The sequence below is a fragment of the Qipengyuania sp. NPDC077410 genome (assembly GCF_044543405.1).
In the GTDB taxonomy this organism is placed as follows: domain Bacteria; phylum Pseudomonadota; class Alphaproteobacteria; order Sphingomonadales; family Sphingomonadaceae; genus Qipengyuania; species Qipengyuania pacifica.
This window is the reverse complement of the sequence record NZ_JBITWB010000007.1, coordinates 12,511-38,226: the sequence shown is the minus strand read 5'-3', so window position 1 is coordinate 38,226 and position 25,716 is coordinate 12,511. Positions and strand designations below refer to the sequence as shown.

Below are 25,716 nucleotides of genomic sequence, written 5' to 3'. Positions count from 1 at the left end.
GAACGCTTGCGCCTTATATTCTGGTGAAAAATTTCTCAGCAAAATAGCACTATGAGCCGAACGTCTGTTCTGCGCTACCTATCTCCACAAGCCGAGAGTCCGCGGTCGACCTCATTCCAGTCGGTCTGCCCGGCGTTCAATCCCGTAAGCCTTCCAATAAGTCCGCGCTATTACTTACGGTTATGAATTCCCGTGAAGCTCGGCTTACAATCTCTATATTGGAAATGAGGCGACAGGCCATCCACGTTTGAATGCGACCCGGCGTGGTAGAGGAAGCCCCCTTTTTGGTCTGCCGTCTCACCAAACATCCCCTGAGTTGCGTATGGATAACTAGTTTGGCTCAGCATCCAACTTATTGACTGAGTTCACTTCGTGTTTATCGCGTTTGCCGCTTAAGCCATAAGGTGATGCGATGAAGAAAAGGCTACAACAGCTCGCCGAGCTCGCCCAGCAGGTTGCTGATTGCGCCAATCGCGCCATCGAAACCTCGGCTGCGGCGACAGAGATGAATGCGCTCAATGATGCCATGATGGCCTACCGGAGCGCCGCAGTCTTTTATCTAACCCATCCCTCAATTGCCGACTACGTTCGTGCAGATGCCAGAAAACACAGTCCGGAAACACGTGAGGCGATTGAGAGGATCGCTGATCTCATCGACAGGCTCAACGAGCCTGATTAATCGTCGTTAATTGGCGGTCCGCTTACACTTGTAAGTGATCACGGGATTTGTGCTGACGTCGGATCCTGCTCCTTGGAAAATGAATTGCTAACCATAAAAAAGGCCCCACCGAGAGGTGGGGCCTTCAAGGAGAAGGCGTGGAAAAATCCAAGCCCTCCGGGTCGCAGGAAAGACAATACGCCATCCGGATGGTAATCATTGTAACCTCGCGACATATGCAAATCTGTCTCACATTGAGGCACGTTCTTGTGTAGTGGAACGGGTCCTCCATGTCGCGATGACCAGGATCGAGATCACACTCTGTTACCTTGACGTCGGGATATGCTCTGCTGTTGGCCGACCGCATGGAAATTTTACACAAGCGGGCGGTCGACCTCCGGTCTTAGCCGAGAGCTTCTGACCTGCTCATAAGAAAGCCGACGAGCTGCCTTTAAGGGGCAAAACTTTAATGGTGCTTACAAAACGAGTGTCGCGTATTTCGGCTTACGAATGCGCCATAGCGAATCACAGAGGCAGAAAGCGCATGAAGACCAATTTCATCGTAGTCGTCTTCGGTGTGATGACTTTATTGAAGGCTGGTAATGCGGATGCTGGCGAACGGCCCGCGATTGAAATGTGGCGGCTTGATTGCGGCACCATCGAGGTCGGGAACTTGGACGATTATTCGGACAGCTTTCTGTATCAGGGCCGCAGCATGACGTTCACGGATAGTTGTTACCTGATCCGCAGCGGTGATCGATATATTCTCTGGGATACTGGTCTGCCAAATGCGTTGGAGGGCAAGCAGGAAGAAAGCGGCACCGACCGCATGAGCCTCACCCGTAGTGTGACCCGGCAACTTGCTGAAATGGGAGTAGGACCTGAACAGATCAATTTCATCGGGATCAGTCATTATCATTACGACCACACGGGGCAGGCCGCCGATTTTGCGAATTCCACATTGTTGATCGACCAGAGAGATTGGGATGTCGTCAAAGGGCGGCAGGATCTATCGGCCAACTTCACGCCTTGGATCTCTGGCGGCAGCACTGTGCAGACAGTAACGTATGATCATGATGTGTTTGGCGACGGATCGGTAATAATGCTCAAGACACCGGGCCACACGCCGGGCCACCGGTCGCTGTTGGTCCGGTTGGCAGATCGCGGGCCCATCTTGCTTTCTGGTGATGTGGCTCATTTCCGTGAAAACTGGAATCACAAAGGGGTGCCGAGTTTCAATACGAGCCGGGCAGAATCGCTCGCGTCGATGGACCGCATGCACGATGTCGCTGACCAGCTCGGCGCGACCTTGGTCATTCAACACGAACCGGCCGACATTGCGAAATTGGCGGTGTTCCCAGAAGCGTCGTATTAGCTAAACGGGCAGATTTTCAGAAGCGATGGGAAGAGATAGGTCTGAAGACCGTTTTGGCGTGCTCGCGGTTATTCTTGCGAGCAGTAATCGACATCGCGCGCGATGCAGATCGTTTTGCAATATTGGCCGATAGATTAAGCCGTTGAGAATGTCTGGATAGAGTGCGTTAATTGCCCGTCCGGTCCTGTTTCAATTTAAACCACTAAACGCACCCGGATTTGCAGTTGAAATCGGAAGCGCGGAAATGTCGGTCTCAACTGCCCATCACCTTGTCGACCTAAGGCCGGGTTTCTCCCACGCTTCCGGATCGAACCATCTACAGACAACGTCAGGTCTGGCTTCGTGGAGAAGCGCGAACTCCGAACGAGGGGCGCATTGTGCGATGCCAAGGTATTCCAGCTTCTGACATTGGGCGAGCGGCATAAGGCGCTTGTCTGCAAGCTGCGTTGAGATCCCTAAGAAGGCTCGAAGCGGTCCGAGGTCTGCAAGTGGAGCAAGACTCTCGATCTTGTACGGGCTATCGATTGCGCCCTCGATACCGATAACCTCAAGATTGTGCGCATTTCGCAGCCATTCGAGGTCAGGCATTTTCTTGGCGTTCGTAATCAACAGTGTTCGCAATGAGGGTAACTCAAGCAGAGTTGAGAAGTCGGAGAGCTTGCGCGGGCTATCGATGCTCAGGTGCTTAAGTCGCTTCAGGGAGAGAAGGGGTGTCAGGTCGGTGGCGAGAAAAGGCCATTCCAGCTCTAACCTGCGAAGCTCGCCAAGCTCTGCGATTTCTTCGAGGAAGGCCTGATCTACGTTGGCAGCAATCAGGTGCTTGAGCATCTTCTTGGCAGCTATGCCTCGATAATTGGGCTGCCTACGTCCTATCCAGGCCCGCTCTACATCCAGAATGTCAGTTGCCGCTTCGTAGTAATGAGATTCTTTCCATTCCTGCCAATCACGGTCGGAATGACCGCGGAACCGCGCGTCAAGGGCGCTCTCGATCGAGGAATAGGATGCGAACGCGCCACTCATTTTGAACGCTGGACATGCAAGCGGACGCCCCTTGCTGGGTCAGCCATTGCTCAGCCAATCCTCCATCATCGCGGCAAGACTTTGAAAGGCAATATCGTAGATATCTTCTTGGTCGAGCCCGTCATTTTCCCAGTTCTGGTTGCTCGAAATGATGCGCCCTGTGTCCAAGTCCAAGTGGTAGTCCAACATTTCTGTCGCAAGTGGGATAAAGGACTGAGGGTAGACTACGGTCCCGCAATAATCCGGTCCCCGCCGGCGGTAATCCTCGCAGGAACTCCCGATGAGCTGCACTGAGTGCAGCCCGGTGAACCCCGGGCCGAACCCGCCGTCCGAGATTGTGTAAAGGCGCATAAGCTCATCAGGGATGCGTTGTCCGACAATCCGCTCAAGTGCCTGCCAATCGCCAGGCGTCGGCGACATCCGCAAAGGTTTCGCTCCAGCGGGCTCGCTCGAGGCGCTAATATAATCATCAGTCTCTATGAAGCTCTTCGTTCGCGGCGGGGCCTGGCCCCAAGCCCGCATCTGGGCGTCCATGGCGGATCGAGCCGCATGACGGCTTGCGCGCCATTCGCCCATGCCTCGCTCTAGCTCTTCACTGGACATTTCTTGCCCGCTGGCAGCCGCAGAGCGGGCTAGATTGCGCCGGGTCCACGCTTCCTCCCGGCGATCGATCTCTTCGATAGGCAACTCGACCCGTGCCTCGTCCTCAGCGGCGTTCCTGTAGCGAAGCGCCGGATCGTTCGCTTTCGCTGCGATCCTTGCCAGTAGATTGTCCGTGAGCTTATCCATGGGCGGACATTATGATCTCAGGCGTTAAAAAGTGACGAAGTCCACAACTCGGCATGTACGCGCTGGCTGGACAGCCTTCGTTGTCGGTAGTTCCATTAGCGACCCGAATGCCTGCTATGAGTTCGCCAAAAAAACAGCTGCTTCCTACGTCCAATAGGTCGAAACCAGACGGTCTCTTACCGGCCCAAAAAAAGTCCGTAAGCAGGACACGTGTCATGGCCATCGCGCCTTTAGAGTAGGTGCTCGCGGCAGACATCAGCGCCCATGCTGGCTCGGCCTTTCGGTTGTTGTGTGCAGATTGGCATAGCGCTGCCTTTCTTTGCAGCAGCGATTTTGCAGCTTCCTCAATGATCCGGGCGGGAAGCCTATCCGATAAGCTAGCGTACCAGCTCCGGTAGGTTCTGCACATGGTTGAAGACGGCGGATATGACGACCGAGCCTTCACCGACGGCCGAAGCGACGCGTTTGACCGATCCCGCGCGCACGTCTCCCACAGCGAAGATTCCGCGATGGGAGGTTTCGTAAGGCGTTTCCGCGCCGGCCGCTTCACCGGTGTGCACGAAGCCTTTGGCATCGAGATTGACCAAACCCGAGAGCCAGTTCGTATTGGGTGCAGCACCAATCATGATGAACAGCGCGCGAGTGTCCATGCCCCACTCTCCCTGCGCATCCATTACCGTCACTGCCTCAAGATGATCCTCGCCATGCAGCGCAGTGATCTTGCAGCCATAATGAATCTGGATGTTGGGCTCGGCTTCCAGCCGTCTGCTCAGATAGCTCGACATAGAATCCGCCAAGCTCTCGCCACGAACCAGGACATGGACCTGCTTGGCCGCGCGGCAAAGATACATCGCGGCTTGCCCTGCGGAATTGCCGCCCCCGATCACGATCGCATCGGTGTTGCGGCAAAAGCGCGCTTCCATGTCGGTCGCCGCGTAGAATATCCCCGCGCCTTCGAATTCCTCGAGCCGGTCGAGCGGCATGCGGCGATATTGCACCCCGGTCGCGACCACAACTCCCCGCGCACAGACATGGGCTTCGTCATCCAGCGTCGCGCGAAACAGGCCGTCGGGTCGCTTTTCCAGTTTTTCAACCCGGCGCGGCATCGCAAAGCAGGTGCCGAACTTCATCGCTTGTATCTGGCCGCGATAGACGAGGTCAGCACCGGAAATGCCGGTCGGAAATCCCATATAATTCTCGATCCGGCTCGAAGTCCCCGCCTGACCGCCGATAGCAGTATCTTCGATTAGGAGCGCCGACAGGCCTTCCGCCCCAGCATAGACCGCAGCCGCGACGCCTGCTGGCCCTCCGCCTACGATGAGAGTATCGACAATCGTATCGCCGGCGACGTCGAGATCCAAATTGAGGATCTGGGCGACTTTGCGGGGAGTGGGATCATCCAGCTTGCGATCCTGCCCCACGATGACGGCCGGTTCGTGATCCACCAGATTGCACAGGCGCGAGGCCTCATCATCGCTGCTATCGAGGTCGAAGGACTGGAAGGGCACGCGGTTGCGCGCGAGGAAGGTCTCCACGTCCTGAACCGCGGCATCCCGGTCGGCACCGATCAGCTTGATCATGCTGTTCTTGAGTTCGAACTGCCTGCGTCTGCGCGCGGCAAACACCGTGATAATATGATCCGAAAGCTCGGGCACGCGGCCCATCAGATCGAGCATGTCCTCACGCGGAACCTCGATGACCCGCGTGTCCACTGTCGCTCGCATTGGAAGAAAATGCGACCCCGCGTTCAGAAAGGAAATGTCGCCCATGAATTGAGTCGGCCCAAGGCTGGATTCCAGTAAGCGCTCACCGGAAAAGGGATCGACGACTTCGATCTCACCTTCGATGACGTAGACAAACGTATCATGAGGTTGGCCGATTTCGGCTACCATTTCACCCTTGTGATAGGCGCGCTCATGGCCGATTGCGCACATCGCCGTAACATGCTCGTCTGCCAGCGGCACGCGCTTCATGACCTCGAGATCAGCGCCGATGCTTTCCATAGTCTTCGTTCCCCTCCGCCTGAACGTTCCACACACCGGACGTGGATATGCGAATAAAAGATTGATTCATCAACTGGCGGGAACGAAAGTCATTTGCGTAGGTCAAAAGTAAGCTTACGACAGACGTATATCCTCGGGCCGCCGGCCGAACTGATCGGCTATCTGGTGCTACCCGCTGCGGCGCTTCTCGGCCTACTCGATCCGATCATGGCAGCAGCCTTCTTCTTCATCTCGATCGTCTTCGGTTGTGCGCTCAGTGTCGGCACGCTGGCGTTCGAGGAGCAACAGCTAAGACGCACTCCCACCGCGGCCGATCTCCTTCGCGTGGGCCTCGCTGCGGTGGTCGAGAATTTCGGTTATCGCCAGATCAACCTCTATTACCGCCTCAACGGCATAGTCCGGTTCTTCCGCAACGACACCAGCTGGGCTGCAGTCCCGCGCCAAGGTTTCAAGACCGAATAGTTAGGCGCTTCCGGAGGACGAGGTGGTGTTTGCGGAACAAGAGCCCGCACTCAAGACATGCGTGCTCGGAGACGTCGATCACATGCCCTACATCGCTTAAGTGGATAGTCTGCGATGGCTGCTTTGCGGAAAGACTTCCCCAAAGCCGAATATCGTCTACCGGCCCAGGTCCAGCCATTCCACTACGCGCCCTCATCTCAGTCATTCGTCTTCTACGGCCCGGCTCCCGCAAGCGGGCGTTCGTCGTTCTTTGAAGGCGCGTTATGCAATTGACAATCATTCGCATCTTTGAGTAACCGCCATCCGCATGACTACGGCAGTTCAAACACGCTCCGATCTACCGCCGCCCTCACGGTCGAACGACTCGCACAGATCGCCGTTACGTCGACGCGTTCCGGCTTTCTGGACACGTCAATTTCACGCATGGCACTGGATGAGCAGCGGAATCTGCCTGGTTGGGATGGTCCTGTTTGCCCTTACCGGCATCACGCTCAACCATGCGGGTGATATCGAGGCAGATCCGGTCACCATCTCGCGCAATGCGACCATGCCGGCAAGCGTCCTGGAACGGCTGCGTGGGCTTAACTCCGGTCCCGTTCCAGGGGCGCCGGCGGCATGGCTAGACGACAACCTAGGGATCAATGTCGATCGTCGTGCGACGGAATGGACTGCCGACGAGCTTTACGTCGCGCTTCCGCGTCCGGGGGGCGATGGTTGGGTATCGGTGGATCTTCGCGATGGCGCAGTCCTTTATGAGGATACCGGCCGAGGGTGGATCGCTTATCTGAACGACCTGCACAAGGGCCGCGACACGGGCGCCGCCTGGAGCTGGTTTATCGACATATTTGCCGTCGCTTGTGTGGTGTTCTGCCTGACCGGCCTTTTGCTCCTGCAACTCCATGCCCGCAAGCGGCGGTCGACCTGGCCGATCGTCGCCGCTGGCGTTGTGATCCCAACATTCCTGCTCATCTTTGCAATGCACTGACCTTCTGCACGAGGATTTTCGACCGATGCGCAAAACGATCTATTTTGCCCTCCCTGCCTTGCCTGTCGCGGCAATTGCAGGCCCGTTGCACGCAGGCGAAATGCAGATCTCGCTCGAGATACCACGCCTGCGTGTAGCCGAATATCACAATCCCTACGTCGCGGTTTGGGTTGAGGATGAGAGTGGCACGACGGTGGCCAACCTCGATGTATGGTATGACACCGATCTGCGGGGCGAGGATCCGACCAAATGGCTGCCCGACATGCGCACCTGGTGGCGAAGAGCAGGTCGATCCACCAGCATGCCCGCAGACGGAGTAAGCGGCCCGACGCAGGGTCCTGGACAATATACGCTGCGGTTCCGTGAGGGCACTCGCCCACTCCCCCGAATTGCAAAGGGGAGTTACACGCTCCGCGTAGAGGCCGCACGCGAGGTCGGCGGGCGCGAACTTGTCAGCATTCCATTTCAGTGGCCGCCGAAAACCGCAATGGCCGGATCGGCGAACGGGTCGAAGGAACTGGGCAAAATCCGTCTGGCCATCAAACCCTGATCATCAAGGAGTTTTCGATCATGTTCGCAAATCGCTACCTCGCCGCCGCGGGCCTCGCACTCAGTCTTTCCACCATTCTGCCCGGGGAGGCGCAGGCCCATCGCCGCTGGCTTTTGCCATCGGCCACCATCCTGGCCGGTGAGGAGGAAACTGTCACCGTAGATGCTGCGGCATCCAATGCGCTGTTCGTCTTTGAGCACCGGCCTATGGGCCTTGATGACCTGACCGTGACCGGGCCTGACGGTCCGGTCGAGCCGGATGTCATAGGTTCGGGAGCGTATCGGAGCGTATTCGATGTGCCTCTGAAGGCGCAAGGAACCTATCGCATAGCCTTGGCGAGCGATGGCATGATGGGATCCTATATGATCGACGGGGAGCGGCGGCGTTGGCGTGGCTCGCGTGCTGAGATGGCAAGCGGGATTCCCGCAGGCGCGACGGACGTGCGCATTAGCGAGAGTGCGTCGCGGACCGAAACCTTCGTTACGCTGGGCGCACCCGACGAGGCAGCGCTGGCGCCGACCGGCAAGGGCATAGAGATGGTCCCGATAACCCATCCCAACGACCTCGTCGCCGGTGAGCCAGCGCGCATGAAATTCTTGGCCGACGGGAAACCTGCTGCGGGCCTCAAGATCGAATTCGTCGAAGGCGGCACGCGCTATCGCGACGATCCCGGCATTCAAGAACTGGCCACCGATGCGCAGGGGATTGTAGAGCTTACTGCGTCCGAGCCAGGCTACTACTATCTCGAGACCAGCAATCAGGGCAGCAACGTTGAAGGCGGCGAAGCGGCGAGGAAGCGCATGTCCTATACAGCGGTGCTCGAATTCCTGCCACTCTGACCTTCGATCGGCCGGGTGAAATGCTGGGCGGCGGCGACTCCATCGACGTGTTGCTGCCGCCTCTGGCTATGCTTGGGCCGTCAGCACCTCTGCGGGGCGGCGTTTCCTTCGCTCTTGAAGGGGAAACCATGGGAACACGCTGGTGTTTGCGTGCTGTTACGCCGGCAGGGTTCGAACCGGCGCGCGCGGGTAAAGCGCTCGAAAAGGTTTTTGCATCGGTGATCGATCAGATGAGCCAATGGAACCCGCATTCGCAACTCAGCCGTTATAACGCGGCGCCTGCCGGATCGCGGCACGAGATCGGCGCGCAATTCAGGCAGGTCCTAGCCTGCGCGATCACGATCGCGGATGCCAGCGGCGGAGCATTCGATCCTGCTCTGGGCAGAGCCGCACAGGCCTGGGGTTTTGGTGCCGAACCCTTCAGCGGTGCGATACACGATGGCGAGATCGCACGAACTGCTCCAGGCGATGCGTTTGTCGAACTCGATGCGGACAAAATTATTCAGCCTGGTGGGCTGTCGCTCGACCTGTCGGGTATCGCCAAAGGATTTGCGGTCGACTGCGGGATCGAGGCTTTGCGACGTGAAGGCATCGAACATGCGCTTCTTGAGATCGGGGGAGAATTGAAGGCAATCGGTCTACGAGAGGACGGATGCCCTTGGTGGGTTGATCTCGAACGTTCGCCGTATAGCGAGGACCAAGTCGTGCGGATCGGGCTGTCCGATTGGGCTGTCGCCACCTCCGGCCACTGGCACCGCAGGCGCACTGCGGAGGGACGATCATGGTCACACACGCTCGATCCCCAAAACGGAAGACCGGTTGACGATCGGATTGCTGCAGTCAACGTCCTTCATCCCGGCTGTATGCAGGCGGACGCGCTGGCCACCGCGATCATCGTTCTGGGCGAGACGGAAGGGATTGCATTCGCTGACCGGCATCGACTTCCGGCTCGCATCACCACAGGCACGAAGGTAATCGAGAGCGCCGCGTGGACAGAATGGCGCGGCTAAGGGGACAACGGCTATGATGCTGCGGATCGAACGCGTGCTCAATGCAGAGAAATTGGAAAAAATCCGTGCCATTCTAGACGGTGCCGAGTGGGTCGACGGAAACGAAACGTCAGGTCACCAGTCCCGCAATGCCAAACGCAACCGGCAAGTTAAACAGGGAACCGAGGCGGGGCAACGGGCCGGCCAGATCGTTATTGAAGCGCTGGGGCAAGCAGGCGACTTCGTGGCGGCAGCGCTTCCGCTCAAGGTTTTTCCTCCTCTGTTCAATCGCTATGCGGAAGGCGAGGCCTTCGGCGCCCATGTCGATAATTCGATACGCCGTTTGGCGGGAAGCGATTTTCGCATCCGTAGTGACCTTTCAGCGACCCTCTTCCTGGCCGACCCAGCCTCCTACGATGGGGGAGAACTGGTGGTTGAGGACCTTTTCGGCGAGCATCAGGTGAAGCTCAATGCGGGAGATCTGGTGCTCTACCCGGCGTCGAGTGTGCACCGTGTGATGCCGGTTACGCGGGGCGAGCGAACAGCGTGCTTCTTTTGGCTCCAGAGCATGGTGCGCGACGATAGCGCTCGCGAGCATTTGTATCGGCTTGACCGAACCGTCCGCCTGCTCTCGACCGAGCGGGGCGCGTCAGATTTAGCAGTGCTGGAACTAACTAACCTTTATCACAACCTTATGAGACGCTGGGCAGATGCGTAGAGTGCTAATGCGAATAAGTCGCATTTTCATTGACAGGTGGTTTTAGCGCCTCCATGGGCGGCCCCACACTATTGAGGGGTAACATCATCATGAAGACCGCAAACGGCTCCCGGACCGCGTCGTTTATCGCGCTGGGCTGCATCGGTTTCATCGCCACCGCTCCTGCCGCTGCGCAAGAGCGAACGTCGGGTGGTTTCAAAGAAAAAGACGACATCGTCGTGAAGGGGGAGCGTGATGGGGACGTCTCCCTGGACGAAGTGCCTACGCCAATCCTAGACACGCCGCGCATCATCAGCGTTATCGACGAAGACACTCTGAAGGAAACGGCATCTTTCTCGTTCGAGGATGCATTACGGACAGTTCCCGGCATCACGCTTGGTGCAGGCGAAGGCGGAACTTCAGCCTCCGACATACCGCTGATCCGCGGAGTCGATGCGACCGGCGACATTTTTGTCGATGGTGCGCGCGATATCGGCGTCCAGACCCGCGAGACCTTCGCTGTCGAGCGGATCGAAGTTTTCAAGGGCCCGAGCGGCGCTTTCGGCGGGCGCGGCGCGGCAGCCGGCGGCATCAACATCGTGAGCAAGACCGCTCGAGCGGGTAATTTCGCTACCGCGAGAGGGACTGTCGGCACTTCCGATCTATACCGTGTGACAGGTGACGTGAACGCCCAGATCGGCGAGCGAGTTGCCGTTCGAGTGGTCGGCCTGTTCCATGATTCGGAAACGCCTGGTCGCGATGCGGTCTACGACGATCGCTGGGGTGTCTCGCCATCGATCGCCTTCGGCGTAGGCACGCCGACCGTGGCGAGCTTGACTCATTACCATTTTGAGACTGACGCTCTGCCCGATTACGGCATCCCGCTGACATCGAACGGACAGTTGCAGCCCGATCCCGACTTGCCAAATATCCGCCGGCCGGCCGATGTCGATTACAACAACTTCTACGGCCTGCTGGTCCGCGATTTCCAGGAAACGCGGGTCGATACCACGACATTCCAGTTCGATCATGACTTCGGCAACGGCTGGAACGCGTCTGCACTGCTGCGCTATTCCGACAGCGATATGAACTATATCGTGACAAATCCTGACGACAGTGCTGGCAACGTGGCGCGTGGTTTGGTCTGGCGCAATACCAAGAGCCGCAACTCGAATACAGAAACGATGACCGCGGCTGCGAATTTGTCAGGCGAGTTTTTTACCGGTTCAGTCCAGCACAGCCTTTCGGTCGGAGTCGAATACGGCTGGGCCGACACCTATAATCTCAATTACAGTGTTGCGACGGGCAGCCGCAATTGCACTACGACCGATATCACTGCATTCAACTGCACCAGCCTGAGTGACCCCAACCCATCCGACCCCTGGACAGGAGCGATTACGCCCGCAGCAATACCCGGCCTTGCCGAGGCAGAAGACATCAGTTTCTATGCTTACGACTCAATAGCAATCATTCCGGAACTGATAATCAGCGGCGGCATCCGCTACACAGATTTCCGCGCATCAGGTTCGGGTTCGCAGCGCGGCGGCACGTTCCGCGGTTCACTGCAAACGGATTTTGTAACCTGGCAGGCAGGAGCCGTGTTCAAGCCTCTACCGTGGGTTAGCCTCTATGCTTCATACGCGAACGCGAAGAACCCGCCGGGAACGGACGTGGGTGCCGGGTCCGGTAACATCGCAATCAGCAACGACACCTATGCGCCGCAAGAGACTGAGAATTACGAAATTGGTGCCAAAGCCGATCTTATGGGAGGCGCGCTGCAATTTTCGGCAGCCGCTTTTCAAGTTGAACGCAGCAACATCATCAACACTGATGGGCTCGGCGCGGTAACCGATATCATTGATGAGGCGCGCATCCGCGGTTTCGAAGTCGGAGCAACAGGCAACGTCGGTCCCCTCTCGGTTTTCGGCGGATACACCTACGTTGAAAGCGAGTTGCGCGGCGACGTGGCCAACGAGGGGAACCGACTGCCAAATACTCCCGTCGGGAACCTCTCCTTGACTGCAAACCTCGCTGTCTTTGACCGTTTGGCCATAGGTGGGGGCGTCTATCACCAGACTGGCCGCTTCGCCGATCCGGCCAATCTGATCTCAGCCGACGGTTATGTCCGTATCGATGCCTTCGCGGCATACGAAATCAGCGACAATGTTGCTGTCAGGCTTAATGTAAAGAATATCGGAGACGAGCGCTACATCTCGAAACTTCGCAACCCGCACTTTGCAGTGCCGGGATTGGGCCGCCAGGCGCTCATATCCTTAAGCGCGCAGTATTAACTGATGGCATAGCACTCGGCGGCGCCCTTTACTTCAAGCACATCAAGAATGCCGACGAGCGTTTGATGAGCAATAAGGGGTGCCGTCAGCGTTTGCGCTGGAAGACGAACCGGTAGTTAGGGAACGAACGACGCCGACATAAGAGAACAAGCCTGCTGTCGCAGATTACAGTAGCCCGCATTGGCAATTTGGCTGCGACGTTCAGCCGAAAGGCATTTTAATACTACGTCCGAACTCAGCTTCTCATTTCCAGGACCAGACAGTCTGCAAGCGGCCCAGTTCAAGTCACGGGCGATCAAATCCGATGCGAGTTGATAACGGGATTCCGGCCTCTGCTTATCACCTATGCAGGTAAGTCATCATGAGCTTCCGTGCAAAACTGTATCAGGCAGAATCTGTGCTCGAACTGATCTGCGAACATTACAAGGTGTTCGTAAGCGGATGTGCAAGCCTGCTCTTCCTGTACTGCTCCAGTGGCCAAAACTCTGGAAGGGGCGATCTGAATGTGATCGACTGAAAAGTCGGCGGGGATGGGGACGGGCGCCGCCCGTATCGTATCGTAACACACCGCCATTCGGGGGACCGATAGCTGTACCGGTAGCCTTCTTCAGCAGGTCTACCTTGGTCTCTGCTCCAAGCAATTCAACGAAGCCAACATCAATGCGGCGGCCCACCGTTACGTCAATAGTTTCAGAATAGAACGCGATCCCAGCTCCGATATCAGGCACATCGATGTTAAGGATCAGACCAAGCATCCCAAAGTGTAGCGCGTTGGCTTCTCAACCCTTGTTATTTGTTTCCGCCTTGTTCGGGCCCTGATTTTTGCTAAAGGCCCGCCGCCCCGCCACCATGCGGGTGCAAACCGAGGGCATATTTTCAATGAAATCAGTTTCTTTTGGCGTCGCTGCGGTCATCGGAGCGCTGGCCGTTCCAGCTGCCGCACAAGATGTTGCAACTATGGGTGGCCCGCGTATCGAAGTTCGCGCTGGCTACGATAACGTGTCGTTGGATGTCGATTACGATGACGGCGTCGACAGCTACAATGAAAGCGACGGCACCGATGGCATCGCTTACGGCGGTGAGATCGGGTACGATTACAACTACGGTAGCGGCTCGATTGGTGCTTATGCTGGAGTTGACTTCGCATCCACCGATATTTGCTCGGAACTCTACGGCGCCGACGAACTGTGCCTCAAGGCCGGACGCAACTTCACCGTAGGCGGGCGGTTGGGCTACATGATCGACTCCGACGCGCTGTTTTACGGGAAAGCCGGCTATTCGAACGGGCGTATCAGGCTCACCTACGAGGACTTCGAAAACATCCTTGATGACTTCGACGAAGGCGAGAACCTTGACGGCTTCCATGTTGGCGCCGGGGCTGAAGTTCAGCTTTCTGGCAGCAGCTACGCGAAACTCGAATATGTCTACACGCAGTATAACGCATTCGATTACAGCGATACCGATGTCGACGTAGACGTCGACCTCAATCGCCACCAGGTTTTGCTTGGCCTCGGCGTCCGGTTCTAAAGCTATTAACTCAATTACCGGGCACGGCGGAGCGATCTGCCGTGCCCTTTTTCATGTAAGTGGCACGCCGGAAAGGGGAGCCAGATGTCAGCGATATCAATTCGTTCATTTGGGCTAGCGCTCCCGTCTCACCCACGCAGCACAGGGAAGCCCGACATGTTTCGCTAGCATCTGCAAAGACTTGGCGAACCGGCTAAGCGGGCGTAGGCAGCTAAAGAGTAGAGGAACAAAAGATGATCGAAACCCTGACCACCGCTATCGCCAAGGAACTCAAACGCCAGAGCAAGGATGCTATCATCGAGGTTCACGATGTCGAAGCCGCAGAACTGAACGGCGAGTTCAATCTGGAGGAGCTGGCCATCGCCGTCCTCGAGGCCCTCCGCGAACCTTCGGACGAAATGCTAACCGCAGCCGGTGGCTTGACCGAATGCGAAGGCGGACCGGCCGATATCTGGCAGGCGATGATCGATGCGGCGCTCGTCGATGAATAACGGCGAGAGAATGAAGATCCCACGACCCTCGCTACGTATTTCGACATTGCAACAGCGCCGTCCTGCAATGACGAGGTTACGCGGTGCCCGGAAGCCGACGAGGCAAAATGTCGCGAGGCGGTAAAGGGATATCTGAACGAATGGGGATAAAGCGCTACGCGGAGGCAATCGAGTTCTGGCTCCTGCTCGCATTAATGATCGCACCGACGCTCTATTTCCTATTTCGCTGACTTGCGAAACCACGGCTCGCCAGTGCGATCGATAGCGAGGTCGCCAGCCCAAGCTGTGCACAGCGCCTTCGCCGTGTCAGAGCGGTCGTTCTGCCATGTATCGTAGTCAGCAGGTTTGAGGATGACCGGCATGAGGGTAGGGACTTGCGCTGCATCACCGACCGCATCGGTCATCACCATCGAATAAGCCGGACCCCATTCATCGCTATCGCGCCAGATCGCCGCAATGGCGAACAGATCCACATCAGGCACGGTCAGCCAGGTGCGTGTCGTTCCTCCCTTTGCCCCCTCGGCCTCCGCCCATGCGCTGAGCGGCAGCAGGCATCGACGCTTTTCGAAACTGACGAGCCGCATATCGCTATCCAGCCTGTCGGTGTGCGCATTGTTGACCGGCTAGGGTTTCAAATTCTTGCCGGCCTTCTTGCTCTTCAGCACCAGCGGAACGCCCCAGATCATGAACCGGATCTCACCACGCGCGATCACCGTCCCCGGATAGCCGGGGTAAACCTCAGCACCTAAGTTCGCACCTGTCGCCGTGTTACTGGGGGAGAACCACCTCGCCACCTCGTCGACGTTCTTTGACATGCGGTAGAGATTGCACATGGCGCTGGCTCGGATGGACAAGATGCCCTGTCATCAATCATACAAAGCCCGCATCATTCCAAAGCCACCGAACCGGAACTTCACGGGACCCTCGCATCCTTCAGTCAGGCGGCATACCGATCGCTTGTTCCATAGGTCATAATCGCGGCCCTTGACGGCGGCGAGCGCTTGCAGATCGATATCTTTCCATTTCTTGCACGCACCGTCACAGCACGCCCGAACCGTCGCCCCTGCTTCCATCAACGTGCCAAGGTTTGCAGTCCAGACAGGTCGAAGCGGTTCGTTTTTCCCCATCACGGGCGTAGAACATGAGGAGAACGATTCGGATAGTTGCCCTGAAGTTTATCGGGCCGCGTCAGCTAGGCCGGTGTTTCATCACGATCCGGATAATCCCCCGGCTTTGCCGTGCCTTGGTTCGTCAGCGCCTGACTGGCCTCCTCTGATAACTCCGGGTTCCACGTACGGCGATCTTTGTCGGAGGACCGCTGTTTTGCGCCACCTTCGGCCAGGCGTTTATGATCATCGAGTTCCATGGGCTGGTCTCCCAAATGGTGTGATTGCGAAGCAGTGAGCCGCGATCCGCACGCCACTCCGTGATTAGATATTAGCGGCGGTGCCTACTGGCAGCGCCTGTCGATGGCTCGGAGCCTCGCGGGAGATCTTTTCCACCCGGCGTATGGCCGCTCCGCTGGATCTGGCCTTGATCTTCGTCAAGACGGCCGTCACGATGCGCGGCTTCGCGTAAGCGGGTCTGCTTGGGCTCCCCAGGGAAATCTTCAATGTCCCTTGGATCACCATCGGTGTTATTGTTCTTGCGCTGGTCCATGTCTTTTCCCTTCTTCAAACTCTTGGCTACGGGGGCCTAGCAAAAGCGAATGAAAGACGGCGATTGTTCCAGATAGTTCAGTCAGACACCCGTTCGCGTCGCTGCTGATCTCTATTAGAATGTGCCTGGTGGTTGACCTCGCTCAGTCCGGCGCGCATGCTCAGACGGAGCAAAGCCGTATTCGCACCCTCGAAATTTTGAGAATATCGCAATAATTCCATCACATAACCGACGCACGCATCTTATCAGGGACGCCGGTTTTGAAAGTTCTCGCACATAATCGTTGCATGGCCGCTCTGCTTGTCGGTGTCGCTTCGCATGCTCTGGCTGGCTGCGGAGGCGGTGGCGGTTCTGTTTCTTCGAGTCCCGTTCCTCCGCTTTTCAGTCCAGCACCTTCACCGGTGCCGGCCCCTGCCCCTGCACCGGCACCCTCTCCTGCACCTTCGCCAAGCCCTGCACCCACGCCAGCCCCTGCACCCGCGCCGACGCCTACTCCCACACCATCTCCTACCCCGGCGCCGACCCCAAGTCCCGCACCCCCGGCCCCTCCAGCGTGCGAGCCGGATTGCACACCTGCGCCGCCGCCAAGCGGCTTCGTGATAACTCCACGTAACCAGCAACCTAAGCGATCGGCTCGAGATGACGCGGAATACCGCGCAAATTATACGTCAGCCGAATATATCAATGCGTTGTACGCTCTGGATAGCGGTTGGACTGGGAAAGGTGTGCTGGTCGGCATACTCGACGATGGGGCCAACGTCATTCCGGAGCTAGACGGTCAAGTCGATCGAGAGCTCAGCCGAGACTTCGGTGGGCAGATGATAAACGGTGTCTTGCAAGAGCGCGAAGGCGGCGAAAACACCGGAGACGATACCTCAACCCACGGAACACCAATCGCAGCCATAATTGCTGCAAAAAATGATGGCGTAGGTGTCCAGGGATTCGTTCCAGACGCCACCATCGTCGCTTTGCGCGTAGATGCCCTCAGGGATGGCGAGCGCCTCTACGGGTTTCGCCAGACCGATGCCATCCGATATGCGATTGAAAAGGACATAATGCTCCTGAACATGTCTTTGGGTCGCGTGGAGCCCGATATCGTGTCCGCTCCCATGCAGGATGTTCTGCGTGAATATCGCGAGTTCGGTGGTCTTCTAATTAACAGTGCTGGCAACGATGCTGCGCCCAACCCCAGCAACTATCTCGACCTGACGGACGATAACGCCGAGGCTATACTTTTCGTCGTTGCGCTGAACCCAAGCTACACCGATCATTCTCTGGCAAGCTATTCGAATGCCTGCGGCGCGGTTATGGAACGATGTGTGGCCGCTGCAGGCACTAACATCACGCACGATGTGAACGGGCAAATTGTCGCTTTTAGCGGGACAAGTTCAGCCGCACCTGTGGTTACGTCGCTTGCGGCGATGATCATGTCGAAGTGGCCGCAATTGACCGGAGTGGATGCTGGAAATATTATTCTCAGCACAGCAAGGGACATCGGCGATGAGGGCGTTGACGAGGTTTTCGGTCATGGCCTGGTAGATGCCTACGCCGCACTCTCTCCAATTGAGCCAACGCTTTCGAATGGCAAAGCCTCAAGTGTCTTGAACGGAGCAGCTATGTTTGTAAGCGACGTATTCTCAAATGGTCCGCAGTCCATCGAACCAGCTTTCGAGGAGGTCACCATCCTCGATAAATTCGGACGCGATTTTTCCGGAGATATCTCGAGTCTCATCGTGAGGCCATCACAGCGAGATCTACCCTGGCTTCGTCGTCGCGTAGAAGCGCAGCATAATGCTGGCTCGACGGGTTTCGTGACCGCGCGGGCGTCAGCAACTATTGGCTACACGGCATTCGAAACAGAACATCGCGATGCGTCAGGTAATCCAGTTCTTCAAAACCGGCTCACCAATGCTGCTCTCGCGTTGCGCACAGATGAAATGACGACAATCACGGCGGGCTTTAATTCTAGCGACAATATTATGGATGACATCCTGGGGATGGCGCCGACTTCGGATGCAATGTTCGCTTACAACCCCATCGCCCAAACCAGCGTTGGCCTGGAGCGTAAGATGGGTTCGGTCAGACTGTCCGTATACGGCCAGATTGGTAGGCGAAACGGAGCGTCAACGAGTGGTCTTGCAGCAGGTTTGCGGGAAGGCCATCATTCATTAAAGCTTGGCCTCATCTCCGAAACCGGTTCGGTCTTTGGCACCCCTGTAGGGACAGGGGCGATGCGTTTTGGCGACGGCGCCAAGACGGTGTTTGTGGAAGCAGCAACCGGCTTTGATCTGAAGGGCTGGGAATTCGACGGTTATGCGAGCGTGGGCGCAACCAAGCTGAAGCTGGCGGGGGATACACTTCTAACGTCAGCGGATACCATCTCGACCGGCCGGTTCGGCGTTACTGCAAGCACACAGGCTTTGGGTGGGACAGCGAGCTTCGGAATAGCTCAAAAGCTTATTGCTCTGTCAGGAGACGCCACCTTTACTCTCGGGCATGGATACGACCTGCAAGCTCGCGATCTGACATATGCGCGGCACGAAGTCAGTTTGCGCAGCAATCTCGCGCCGCAACTGACCTTTGGATACCGCAAACAAGGCGAAAGGTCCGGGTTCAGCTTCGGAGCGGCCAGTACTTTCAGCGCTCGTGACGCACGCGTATTCGGTACTTATCGCCTTCGGTTGAACTGACGCAAACAGGCACGACCCACCTGGATACCCGTTATGCACATTGAGATTATAAGGTGGACAAAACTTGAGAAATGGGCGGTGCGTTGTCGGCCTGCTGCGTTCAGTGCGCGAGACGACGAGGAGCTTCTCGACTGAATATCCTGTCGCCAACGTCCAAGCATCAAATTTCGTTATGTCAGCGCGGGCGTGCACACCGACATGAGGACGCACCGCATTGACCGCCCCGTTCCTATCCCCACAGCCCAGCTGTAAATGCAGTGTACCCCGCATACCCCGCAACCAGAAAACCACCCTCCAGTCTGGACAGCCGTTTGCCTGTGAAAGCGAAGGCCATCACCAGCGCGGAAACACATAGCAGGACCCAAAGATCGAAGTGCAAAATGCTCGCAGGTATCCGCGTCGGCGATACCATCCCGGTTATGCCCCCGATAAACAGAACGTTGTAGATGTTCGAACCCAATACGTTGCCGAGAGCGATCTCGCCTTCGCGTTTGAGCGCTGCGATCGCCGACGTCACCAATTCCGGCAGTGATGTACCGACCGCCACTGCTGTCAGGCCGATCACCTCGTCCGATACGCCCAAACTGGCCGAGATGTTAATCGCAGCATCGACGAGCAAGCTGCCGCCCCAGATGATCAGAGCCATTCCTGCGAGCAGGAAAACGATTGCCAGAACTACCGAGCCGCGTGATTCCGCCCTCGGGACCAGTGCGGGGTCAATCTCTTCAAGCGCCATGGCCTTATCGAAGACAGCTCCGTGTTCACCACCTTCCATCTCCTGACGAATGGCAAGATAGATATATCCAACAATACCGAAGACGAAGACCACTCCGACGGCTCGGGTCAGACCGACCGTATGGCCCGCAATGATCAGCATGCCGATGCAAAGCAATCCCACCCCGCCATCACGCCAGAGAACCCTTCGCGGCACCGCAAAAGGCGCGATCACAGCTGCTACTCCGAGGATGAGTAAAAGATTTGCTATGTTCGAGCCGACGATGTTCCCAAGGGCCAGTCCGGGCGAGCCAGCCAAGGCCGCCTGTATACTCGCCGCCAGTTCAGGCATGGAAGTTCCCATGCCTACAATTGTCAGGCCGATGAGCATCGGTGAGAGGCCGAGATGCTCCGCGATGCGAACAGCGCCTCGCACAAGTAGTTCACCTCCTCCGATGAGCAGAACGAGGCCAAGTAAAAGCTGTAGGTAAGTCATGGCTTAAGGTCCGTACCGATGCGCGCATAGAAGGTGTCAGAGCTGTTGCTGTGGGCGGCGCAAGGATGTGAATGCGGTAGTGTACGCGTATCCCCCACCTTAGATCCGCCCTCGCATGGCCGGCATGAAAAAGGCAGCCTCCTCCCATTGCTGTGCTTCTCTTCGTGGCTGAACTTGGAAATCCAGCGGCACTAAAGCGGATGTCCGCACGTTGACGGGAAATGAGCAAGACCCTCGAGGATCTCCAACGCGAAATGGAAATCGCGGCCAGCGATCTCGATTTCGAGAAAGCACGGCAAATTCGTGACCGCATCAATCTCATGCGAGGCGGAGCAGAAGCCACAGATGCTGAAGCCGCCGATACGTCGGGGCTGGCTCGCCAGCAGCCAGGTACGATGGGACTGGGCACGAGCCGGCAGCGCCCTGTTCTGCCCCCAGACTGGAAGCCCCCGAAAAAGCCTGATCTCATGACGTCAGGAGGAAAGCGGAAGTGACGGACAAGATTGCAAAGTCTGCAGTCCTGGCAATGTTGGGAGAAAGAGAGGCGGACGCGACGATATGCCCTAGCGAAGTCGCACGAAGGATAGCTTCACCCAGCAAGAACGGCTGGCGCGCGGCGATGCCGCGCGTCCATGAAGCAGTCGATCACCTTGCCGGTCACGAATGGGTAGCATTAAGCTGGAAGGGAAAGAGCTTGTCAGAGCGCCGCGGGCCATACCGGATAAGTCGCGGTCAGGGTTACGTACCTACGCCGGAAAACTAAACAGCGGCGACACTTCGGAACGCCTCATTTTTCCTCGATCACTCGCTCCACAGCAAGACCTGCAGTCAAACCATGCACCAAGGTCGAAACGACGATCGTAAAAGCAATGGTCGCCCATAGTGCTCCCTCGTTGACAAGCTCGACATGGTGCCCGGCATAGGCGAGGTAGTAGATGGATCCGATCCCCCGCACGCCGTAGAATGCCATTACCGCGCGTGCGCGCCATCGCAGACCAAGTCCCGAGAGCGCGAACCACGCGGCAACTGGTCTGACGACAAAGATCAGGGCGACCGCGACGATCACCTCCGGCCATCCGAGATATGGCCAAAGGCTCGGTAGTGCTGCGCCCAGCGCTACGAGTAATAGAGCGGTTAGCGTGTGTTCGATTGATTGGGAGAAATCGTGCAATCGCTGGTGAAAGTCGTTCTCGGATTCTTCCCGCCGTAATACTAGGCCAGCAACAAATGCTGCAATGAAGCCGTACCCCTCGATCAGTTCGGTCAGCCCATAGGCAAGGATCACGCCAGCAAAGGCTACGACGCCTGTCTGGGTTTTCGAAAGGGCATTTCCTTCGGGCCAGTCGAACAGCGACTTGCCCAACAGCCAGCCCACAGCAGCACCACCCGCTGCACCGACGATCACGCGATAGAATACGTCCCGCAACGCCCACTCGGTGAACGGACCGACGCTCAACGCGCCCGCGGTTGCGATCGATATCCCCAGATGAACGAAGGGGAATGCCAGCCCGTCGTTGAGACCTGCTTCAGTCGTTAGCGCGAATTGAACCTGATGCTCACCGCCCTCTGTCGGGCGACCAACCTGCACTTCACCTGCAAGGACCGGATCGGTGGGCGACAACACTGCTCCGAGCAAAAGCGCCCCTGCCAGGGTCATGCCAGCGGCCTGCCATCCAACCAGTGCGAGTGCCAGGATCGTGAGCGGCATGGCGATCGCGAGCAGCCGGAACGTTGGCTTCCACAAATCTCGACCGACAAGCCGGTCAATTCGCAGACCAGTCCCGAACAGACCGAGGATGACGCACATCTCGGCTGCCTTCTCCCAAATTTGCGGAGACCCCACGGGATTGATGGCGTCAGGCATGCCAGGCACCCATGCGAACGCGGCAAATCCGCCGAGGACGAGAAGAGCCGAAGCGGCAGGTTCGCGGCCAGAAATAAAACGGGGCGACCAGTAGGAGACGATGATCGCCAAGCCAGCCGTGGCGAGCAACACGTGATAGGGATCGAAGCCGAACATGATACCCTCACTTGCTCTGGACGGGTGGAGCACCTCCCCCGTTCAACGGTAATGGGCTTTCCGGAAGGGCAAAGCAAACGAGTGGGTAAAGTATTGCGTTAGTGGGGTGCCAATTTGAACTGATCCAAGGTTTAACGTGCTTCGTTGCCCATGCACTCGCCCAGTCGAACGGACCGTTCCGGTTTCCATGTTTCGTTGAAGCGAATGGCGTTTTTCCGAAACAGGGTAATCACTGTCGATCCAAGTAAAAACCGTCCCATTTCTTCGCCCTTCCACAGGTGTATGGATTGGTCGCTGTATGTCCATCTATTTGGCAATCCGGTACGTATGGGATTGACGATGCCATGCCATACAGTCGCCATGCTGCCGACTATTGTCGCCCCGACAAGCACCATCACAAAAGGCCCATGCTCTTCTGAGTGAAATTCGCAAATCACCCGTTCATTACGCGCAAAGAGCCCCGGCACGGAACGAGCTGTCGCCGGATTGACGGAAAACAGACTGCCTGGGACGTAAACCATTTGGACCAGAGTGCCGGTGCAAGGCATGTGAATGCGGTGATAATCGCGCGGAGAAAGGTAGAGGTTGGCGAAGCTACCGTGGTGAAACTGGTCAGCGAGCACGGCATCGCCGCCCAGCAGCTCCGTCACTGTATATCTGTGACCTTTGGCTTGGATGATGTGGGCATCGTCGATGGCACCGAATTTGCTGATAGCGCCATCTACTGGCGAGACGAAGTCCGCATCTGCCAAGGGTCGGCTCCCGGGCTTCAGTGGCCTAGTGAAGAAGTCGTTGAAGCTTGCATAGCTCGCAACATCCGGGGCCAAGGCCTCCTCCATGTTCACGCCGTATTTCTTGACGAACCATCGGATAAGTCTCGTCGTGTGCGACCCGGCAGTCGCCCGGGCGACGCGACCAGCGAACTCGGTGACGAAGCGCTTGGGAATGAGATATTGCATGAAGGCATTGTTGCGTTGCGTCATACCGAACCTCGTTTAGCTCTTAAATCATGCGCTGGATGGTCGGGCTGCGCAGTACCGACCACTCAACAGTGTATCATCGCAGCAGGAGTTCCATTATTACAAAGGGAACGGGCAACGAGGCAGAAACGTTCACTGTCCAAATGCTTACAGTGAACTTCAGCATTGTTCGCGGCGGACGCGCAAGCGTCGTGGGCGCGATGCCGATAAGCAGGGAACGCGACAGACGCGTTATTGCCCAGGCTCAGGTCTTATCGCCCCTTTAACGCGTTGGTACCCGCAAGACCGTGGTAAGAGATACATGTGCTGTTGAATAATAGCGAAACGGAACTTGAATAATAGCGAACCGGAACTTTGAATGCACTGAAGCAGCGTTAGTCACCCAGCGAATGAGAGAGTATTGAAATGGTTAAACTCAAAGCAATCGCTCTGAATGGGTCGCTCAAGGCCTCTTCGAATGAACAATCTTCGACCGACGCCCTCATCAACCTCCTTGCGGAAAAATTCTCCGGCCTGGAGATCGAAGTTAGTCCAACAATCCGTCTCGTTGATCACGATATCAAGCCCGGCGTAACCTCTGATGAAGGTAACGATGATGCCTGGCCTGAAATTCGAGATGAAATCCTGGCGCACGATATCCTCATTTTTGGGACACCAATCTGGATGGGTCAGATGTCAAGTGTCGCGAAACGTGCGCTGGAGCGCATGGATGCTTTCGTTGAGGAAACAGATGATCAGGGGCGCATGCCAAGTTACTCGAAGGTGGCTGTTGTCGCGGTTGTTGGAAACGAGGATGGCGCGCATAGCGTCGCAGCGACTGCCTTTCAGGCACTTAACGATACCGGCTTCACTATCCCAGCCGTTGCGGCGTGTTACTGGGTTGGCGAAGCTATGGGATCTGTCGACTTCAAGGATCTGAAATCCACACCTTCGAAAATCGACGAGACTGCCACCATGGTGACTTCAAACGCCGCGCATCTCGCACGGCTGCTGAAAGCGGACAACTATCCTGGTTGAACAAGGCAATGACAAAACACGCAATCGCCACCTTGGTGCATGATCTGGGCGAGCTTTTGCTGCCGGGCCATTTCAAGATCGCGACGGCGGAGAGCTGCACCGGCGGAATGCTTGCATGCGCAATTGTGTCGGACGTTGATGCAAGCTCGATCTTGGAGCGCGCCTTCGTCGTTTATACGGTCGATGCAAAGTGTGACATGCTTGGGCTGGAGCGGGACCGCGTTGAAGAATGCGGGGGCGTTGCAAAGGATGTAGCCATAGCCATGGCGAGATCCGCGTTACAAAAAAGTGGCGCGGATCTTGCCGTCGCGATCACTGGCTTCGCTGGGCCGCGAGAAGGCGATGAAGAGGTTGGGCTGATCCATATTGCTACTGCATATGCGCAAGGGGTTCGCCACAAGTCGCTCCATCTCGGCGACATTGGTCGAAAAACAGCGTGCGAGCAGGCTGTCGCGGCAGCTCTCGAAATGATGATTGAAGCATCGCGCGCCTTCTTCGCGGCACGAACCTCTGCCTAGCGCATCTGTTAACCGTCCAAAATTCCACCCCCCGCTTAATTGCGACCGAATGGACGGGTGGCTGCGATCTCGCGGTATCCATTTGCCCTAGTGAGACTGGCAAAGCGGGAGTTCATTACTCGCGGTTTGGATCCAGACGAGAGCAACGGACCAACGGCCGCGCCCGATCGTGTCAGGGCTTAGCCAGGTGGCGGTGCATCTGGGCAACTAACTCATCCGGGAGAAGGTCCGCGAACAAATCCTGGATTTTGTTCATAATCCCGCTGACTTCCTGAGTTTCGCCCTTCAGCAGTGCGTTGTACCCATCGCGTGCTACCTTGGCAGGGTCGGCCTTATCTTTCATTTGACCTGCGCGTGTATCCTCCATGCCCGCGCGTTCGAAAAATTGCGTATCGGTAACTCCCGGCATAAGGCAGGTGACAACAACGCTCGTGGATTTGAGCTCGTTGGCTAATCCGACACAAAAGTCGTTTATGAAGGCTTTGGTGGAATTGTAGACAAGCTGATACGCTCCAGGCATATCGCCAGCGATCGAGCCGGTCACGAGTATCCGGCCCTTATCGTGCAGCACCATATCGCCACCAATCCTATGAATGAGCGAAACGGTGCCCTTTATATTGGTGTCGATAACATGAGCGATCTCGTCCCACTTCTGGGTAAGGAAGGCTTCCCCGAGACCATGGCCGGCGTTAGCCATTAATCCGTCTACCGATCGGCTGCCGATCTTTTCGATAACGCGATCAATGCCTTCCACGGTGGCCAGATCGACCTCCAGCGTCTCGACTTCCGATGCGCCGCATTGCTGAACAACCCTTTTTGCGTCGCTCAGGTCTCGATCAGCGACCAGAAGCAACGCCGCGCCGTCCTGCGCCGCGAGCTTGGCCAATTCCAAGCCGATGCCGCTCGATGCTCCCGTGACGACGTAAAACCTGAAAGCTTTTCGACG

The 25,716-nt window shown here is 57.1% G+C and carries 27 protein-coding genes; 17 read left to right on the top strand and 10 right to left on the bottom strand.

Annotation, left to right across the window (positions count from 1 at the left end; genetic code table 11):
- Nucleotides 1-412 precede the first annotated feature (412 nt).
- Both ACIGGE_RS17795 and ACIGGE_RS17790 read left to right on the top strand, forming a co-directional pair.
- The gene (locus ACIGGE_RS17795; protein WP_397491346.1) at nt 413-679 is read left to right on the top strand and encodes a hypothetical protein; all 267 of its coding nucleotides are present in this window, start codon (nt 413-415) and stop codon (nt 677-679) included.
- Between the two features lie 523 nt (nt 680-1,202).
- Nucleotides 1,203-2,033, top strand: a complete 831-nt coding sequence (locus ACIGGE_RS17790) for an N-acyl homoserine lactonase family protein (protein WP_397491345.1) — start codon at nt 1,203-1,205, stop codon at nt 2,031-2,033.
- Nucleotides 2,034-2,297: 264 nt separating this feature from the next.
- On the opposite strand, the gene ACIGGE_RS17785 is transcribed toward ACIGGE_RS17790, so the two are convergent.
- The 3 genes from ACIGGE_RS17785 to ACIGGE_RS17775 all read right to left on the bottom strand — a co-directional run bounded on the left by ACIGGE_RS17785 (nt 2,298) and on the right by ACIGGE_RS17775 (nt 5,845).
- Nucleotides 2,298-3,053: a hypothetical protein gene (locus tag ACIGGE_RS17785; protein ID WP_397491344.1), complete on the bottom strand. Its 756-nt coding sequence runs from the start codon at nt 3,051-3,053 to the stop codon at nt 2,298-2,300.
- A 39-nt stretch (nt 3,054-3,092) separates the two neighbouring features.
- Nucleotides 3,093-3,842, bottom strand: a complete 750-nt coding sequence (locus tag ACIGGE_RS17780; RefSeq protein ID WP_397491343.1) for an SMI1/KNR4 family protein — start codon at nt 3,840-3,842, stop codon at nt 3,093-3,095.
- Nucleotides 3,843-4,219: 377 nt separating this feature from the next.
- Nucleotides 4,220-5,845: an FAD-dependent oxidoreductase gene (locus ACIGGE_RS17775; protein ID WP_397491342.1), complete on the bottom strand. Its 1,626-nt coding sequence runs from the start codon at nt 5,843-5,845 to the stop codon at nt 4,220-4,222.
- Nucleotides 5,846-5,938: 93 nt separating this feature from the next.
- Between ACIGGE_RS17775 and ACIGGE_RS17770 the strand changes: the two genes are divergently transcribed.
- The 10 genes from ACIGGE_RS17770 to ACIGGE_RS17725 all read left to right on the top strand — a co-directional run bounded on the left by ACIGGE_RS17770 (nt 5,939) and on the right by ACIGGE_RS17725 (nt 14,676).
- Nucleotides 5,939-6,307 carry a hypothetical protein gene (locus tag ACIGGE_RS17770; RefSeq protein ID WP_397491341.1) on the top strand — a complete coding sequence of 123 codons (369 nt, stop codon included), beginning with the start codon at nt 5,939-5,941 and terminating at the stop codon, nt 6,305-6,307.
- 307 nt (nt 6,308-6,614) lie between these two features.
- The gene (locus ACIGGE_RS17765) at nt 6,615-7,292 is read left to right on the top strand and encodes a PepSY-associated TM helix domain-containing protein (protein ID WP_397491340.1); all 678 of its coding nucleotides are present in this window, start codon (nt 6,615-6,617) and stop codon (nt 7,290-7,292) included.
- 25 nt (nt 7,293-7,317) lie between these two features.
- Entirely contained in the window at nt 7,318-7,842 is a 525-nt protein-coding gene (locus ACIGGE_RS17760) for a DUF2271 domain-containing protein (protein ID WP_397491339.1), read from the top strand.
- A gap of 20 nt (nt 7,843-7,862) precedes the next feature.
- A complete protein-coding gene (locus tag ACIGGE_RS17755; protein WP_397491338.1) occupies nt 7,863-8,681 on the top strand; it encodes a DUF4198 domain-containing protein in 819 nt (272 codons plus the stop codon).
- A 128-nt stretch (nt 8,682-8,809) separates the two neighbouring features.
- On the top strand, nt 8,810-9,691 hold the full coding sequence (locus ACIGGE_RS17750; RefSeq protein WP_397491337.1) for an FAD:protein FMN transferase: 882 nt from the start codon (nt 8,810-8,812) through the stop codon (nt 9,689-9,691).
- A 13-nt stretch (nt 9,692-9,704) separates the two neighbouring features.
- Nucleotides 9,705-10,388 (top strand): Fe2+-dependent dioxygenase, encoded by a 684-nt coding sequence (locus tag ACIGGE_RS17745; protein ID WP_397491336.1) that lies wholly within the window; start codon nt 9,705-9,707, stop codon nt 10,386-10,388.
- A gap of 89 nt (nt 10,389-10,477) precedes the next feature.
- The gene (locus tag ACIGGE_RS17740) at nt 10,478-12,658 is read left to right on the top strand and encodes a TonB-dependent receptor (protein ID WP_397491335.1); all 2,181 of its coding nucleotides are present in this window, start codon (nt 10,478-10,480) and stop codon (nt 12,656-12,658) included.
- Between the two features lie 361 nt (nt 12,659-13,019).
- Nucleotides 13,020-13,175, top strand: coding sequence for a hypothetical protein (locus ACIGGE_RS17735; RefSeq protein WP_397491334.1), 156 nt, complete (start codon nt 13,020-13,022; stop codon nt 13,173-13,175).
- 362 nt (nt 13,176-13,537) lie between these two features.
- A complete protein-coding gene (locus ACIGGE_RS17730; protein WP_397491333.1) occupies nt 13,538-14,185 on the top strand; it encodes an outer membrane protein in 648 nt (215 codons plus the stop codon).
- A 233-nt stretch (nt 14,186-14,418) separates the two neighbouring features.
- Nucleotides 14,419-14,676: a hypothetical protein gene (locus ACIGGE_RS17725; protein WP_397491332.1), complete on the top strand. Its 258-nt coding sequence runs from the start codon at nt 14,419-14,421 to the stop codon at nt 14,674-14,676.
- A 218-nt stretch (nt 14,677-14,894) separates the two neighbouring features.
- Here the strand turns inward: ACIGGE_RS17725 and ACIGGE_RS17720 are convergent, their stop codons facing one another.
- From ACIGGE_RS17720 to ACIGGE_RS17710, 3 genes are all read right to left on the bottom strand, one after another.
- The gene (locus ACIGGE_RS17720) at nt 14,895-15,260 is read right to left on the bottom strand and encodes an SOS response-associated peptidase family protein (protein WP_397491331.1); all 366 of its coding nucleotides are present in this window, start codon (nt 15,258-15,260) and stop codon (nt 14,895-14,897) included.
- A 39-nt stretch (nt 15,261-15,299) separates the two neighbouring features.
- Complete coding sequence (locus tag ACIGGE_RS17715; RefSeq protein ID WP_397491330.1) at nt 15,300-15,509, bottom strand: hypothetical protein; 210 nt, start codon at nt 15,507-15,509, stop codon at nt 15,300-15,302.
- A gap of 359 nt (nt 15,510-15,868) precedes the next feature.
- Entirely contained in the window at nt 15,869-16,042 is a 174-nt protein-coding gene (locus tag ACIGGE_RS17710) for a hypothetical protein (RefSeq protein WP_397491329.1), read from the bottom strand.
- Between the two features lie 889 nt (nt 16,043-16,931).
- Between ACIGGE_RS17710 and ACIGGE_RS17705 the strand changes: the two genes are divergently transcribed.
- Nucleotides 16,932-19,025 (top strand): S8 family peptidase, encoded by a 2,094-nt coding sequence (locus tag ACIGGE_RS17705; protein WP_397491328.1) that lies wholly within the window; start codon nt 16,932-16,934, stop codon nt 19,023-19,025.
- Nucleotides 19,026-19,254: 229 nt separating this feature from the next.
- Here ACIGGE_RS17705 and ACIGGE_RS17700 read toward each other — a convergent pair whose 3' ends face one another.
- Complete coding sequence (locus tag ACIGGE_RS17700; RefSeq protein WP_397491327.1) at nt 19,255-20,235, bottom strand: calcium/sodium antiporter; 981 nt, start codon at nt 20,233-20,235, stop codon at nt 19,255-19,257.
- A gap of 221 nt (nt 20,236-20,456) precedes the next feature.
- Between ACIGGE_RS17700 and ACIGGE_RS17695 the strand changes: the two genes are divergently transcribed.
- Together ACIGGE_RS17695 and ACIGGE_RS17690 are read left to right on the top strand one after the other, a co-directional pair.
- Nucleotides 20,457-20,729, top strand: a complete 273-nt coding sequence (locus ACIGGE_RS17695) for a UvrB/UvrC motif-containing protein (RefSeq protein ID WP_397491326.1) — start codon at nt 20,457-20,459, stop codon at nt 20,727-20,729.
- Nucleotides 20,726-20,998 carry a DUF3253 domain-containing protein gene (locus ACIGGE_RS17690; protein ID WP_397491325.1) on the top strand — a complete coding sequence of 91 codons (273 nt, stop codon included), beginning with the start codon at nt 20,726-20,728 and terminating at the stop codon, nt 20,996-20,998. The genes ACIGGE_RS17695 and ACIGGE_RS17690 overlap by 4 nt, the downstream gene beginning before the upstream one ends.
- Before the next feature lie 24 nt (nt 20,999-21,022).
- Here ACIGGE_RS17690 and ACIGGE_RS17685 read toward each other — a convergent pair whose 3' ends face one another.
- Together ACIGGE_RS17685 and asd are read right to left on the bottom strand one after the other, a co-directional pair.
- Nucleotides 21,023-22,255 carry a cation:proton antiporter gene (locus ACIGGE_RS17685; RefSeq protein WP_397491324.1) on the bottom strand — a complete coding sequence of 411 codons (1,233 nt, stop codon included), beginning with the start codon at nt 22,253-22,255 and terminating at the stop codon, nt 21,023-21,025.
- Between the two features lie 131 nt (nt 22,256-22,386).
- Complete coding sequence (gene asd / locus ACIGGE_RS17680) at nt 22,387-23,214, bottom strand: archaetidylserine decarboxylase (protein ID WP_397491323.1); 828 nt, start codon at nt 23,212-23,214, stop codon at nt 22,387-22,389.
- 426 nt (nt 23,215-23,640) lie between these two features.
- Between asd and ACIGGE_RS17675 the strand changes: the two genes are divergently transcribed.
- Both ACIGGE_RS17675 and ACIGGE_RS17670 read left to right on the top strand, forming a co-directional pair.
- Entirely contained in the window at nt 23,641-24,252 is a 612-nt protein-coding gene (locus tag ACIGGE_RS17675) for a flavodoxin family protein (RefSeq protein ID WP_397491322.1), read from the top strand.
- Nucleotides 24,253-24,260: 8 nt separating this feature from the next.
- Entirely contained in the window at nt 24,261-24,770 is a 510-nt protein-coding gene (locus ACIGGE_RS17670) for a CinA family protein (protein WP_397491321.1), read from the top strand.
- A gap of 172 nt (nt 24,771-24,942) precedes the next feature.
- Here the strand turns inward: ACIGGE_RS17670 and ACIGGE_RS17665 are convergent, their stop codons facing one another.
- A complete protein-coding gene (locus ACIGGE_RS17665) occupies nt 24,943-25,662 on the bottom strand; it encodes an SDR family NAD(P)-dependent oxidoreductase (RefSeq protein WP_397491320.1) in 720 nt (239 codons plus the stop codon).
- Nucleotides 25,663-25,716 lie beyond the last annotated feature (54 nt).

Excerpts from the sequence above, each read along its gene's own strand:
- ACIGGE_RS17730 (WP_397491333.1), top strand. The coding sequence starts at position 13,538 with ATGAAATCAGTTTCTTTTGGCGTCGCTGCGGTCATCGGAGCGCTGGCC.
- ACIGGE_RS17745 (WP_397491336.1), top strand. The coding sequence starts at position 9,705 with ATGATGCTGCGGATCGAACGCGTGCTCAATGCAGAGAAATTGGAAAAA.
- ACIGGE_RS17750 (WP_397491337.1), top strand. The coding sequence starts at position 8,810 with ATGGGAACACGCTGGTGTTTGCGTGCTGTTACGCCGGCAGGGTTCGAA.
- ACIGGE_RS17720 (WP_397491331.1), bottom strand. The coding sequence starts at position 15,260 with ATGCGGCTCGTCAGTTTCGAAAAGCGTCGATGCCTGCTGCCGCTCAGC.
- ACIGGE_RS17740 (WP_397491335.1), top strand. The coding sequence starts at position 10,478 with ATGAAGACCGCAAACGGCTCCCGGACCGCGTCGTTTATCGCGCTGGGC.
- ACIGGE_RS17685 (WP_397491324.1), bottom strand. The coding sequence starts at position 22,255 with ATGTTCGGCTTCGATCCCTATCACGTGTTGCTCGCCACGGCTGGCTTG.
- ACIGGE_RS17715 (WP_397491330.1), bottom strand. The coding sequence starts at position 15,509 with ATGTGCAATCTCTACCGCATGTCAAAGAACGTCGACGAGGTGGCGAGG.
- ACIGGE_RS17755 (WP_397491338.1), top strand. The coding sequence starts at position 7,863 with ATGTTCGCAAATCGCTACCTCGCCGCCGCGGGCCTCGCACTCAGTCTT.
- ACIGGE_RS17790 (WP_397491345.1), top strand. The coding sequence starts at position 1,203 with ATGAAGACCAATTTCATCGTAGTCGTCTTCGGTGTGATGACTTTATTG.
- ACIGGE_RS17765 (WP_397491340.1), top strand. The coding sequence starts at position 6,615 with ATGACTACGGCAGTTCAAACACGCTCCGATCTACCGCCGCCCTCACGG.
- ACIGGE_RS17735 (WP_397491334.1), top strand. The coding sequence starts at position 13,020 with ATGAGCTTCCGTGCAAAACTGTATCAGGCAGAATCTGTGCTCGAACTG.
- ACIGGE_RS17780 (WP_397491343.1), bottom strand. The coding sequence starts at position 3,842 with ATGGATAAGCTCACGGACAATCTACTGGCAAGGATCGCAGCGAAAGCG.
- ACIGGE_RS17775 (WP_397491342.1), bottom strand. The coding sequence starts at position 5,845 with ATGGAAAGCATCGGCGCTGATCTCGAGGTCATGAAGCGCGTGCCGCTG.
- ACIGGE_RS17670 (WP_397491321.1), top strand. The coding sequence starts at position 24,261 with ATGACAAAACACGCAATCGCCACCTTGGTGCATGATCTGGGCGAGCTT.
- ACIGGE_RS17760 (WP_397491339.1), top strand. The coding sequence starts at position 7,318 with ATGCGCAAAACGATCTATTTTGCCCTCCCTGCCTTGCCTGTCGCGGCA.
- ACIGGE_RS17695 (WP_397491326.1), top strand. The coding sequence starts at position 20,457 with ATGAGCAAGACCCTCGAGGATCTCCAACGCGAAATGGAAATCGCGGCC.
- asd (WP_397491323.1), bottom strand. The coding sequence starts at position 23,214 with ATGCAATATCTCATTCCCAAGCGCTTCGTCACCGAGTTCGCTGGTCGC.
- ACIGGE_RS17675 (WP_397491322.1), top strand. The coding sequence starts at position 23,641 with ATGGTTAAACTCAAAGCAATCGCTCTGAATGGGTCGCTCAAGGCCTCT.
- ACIGGE_RS17710 (WP_397491329.1), bottom strand. The coding sequence starts at position 16,042 with ATGGAACTCGATGATCATAAACGCCTGGCCGAAGGTGGCGCAAAACAG.
- ACIGGE_RS17725 (WP_397491332.1), top strand. The coding sequence starts at position 14,419 with ATGATCGAAACCCTGACCACCGCTATCGCCAAGGAACTCAAACGCCAG.
- ACIGGE_RS17700 (WP_397491327.1), bottom strand. The coding sequence starts at position 20,235 with ATGACTTACCTACAGCTTTTACTTGGCCTCGTTCTGCTCATCGGAGGA.
- ACIGGE_RS17795 (WP_397491346.1), top strand. The coding sequence starts at position 413 with ATGAAGAAAAGGCTACAACAGCTCGCCGAGCTCGCCCAGCAGGTTGCT.
- ACIGGE_RS17785 (WP_397491344.1), bottom strand. The coding sequence starts at position 3,053 with ATGAGTGGCGCGTTCGCATCCTATTCCTCGATCGAGAGCGCCCTTGAC.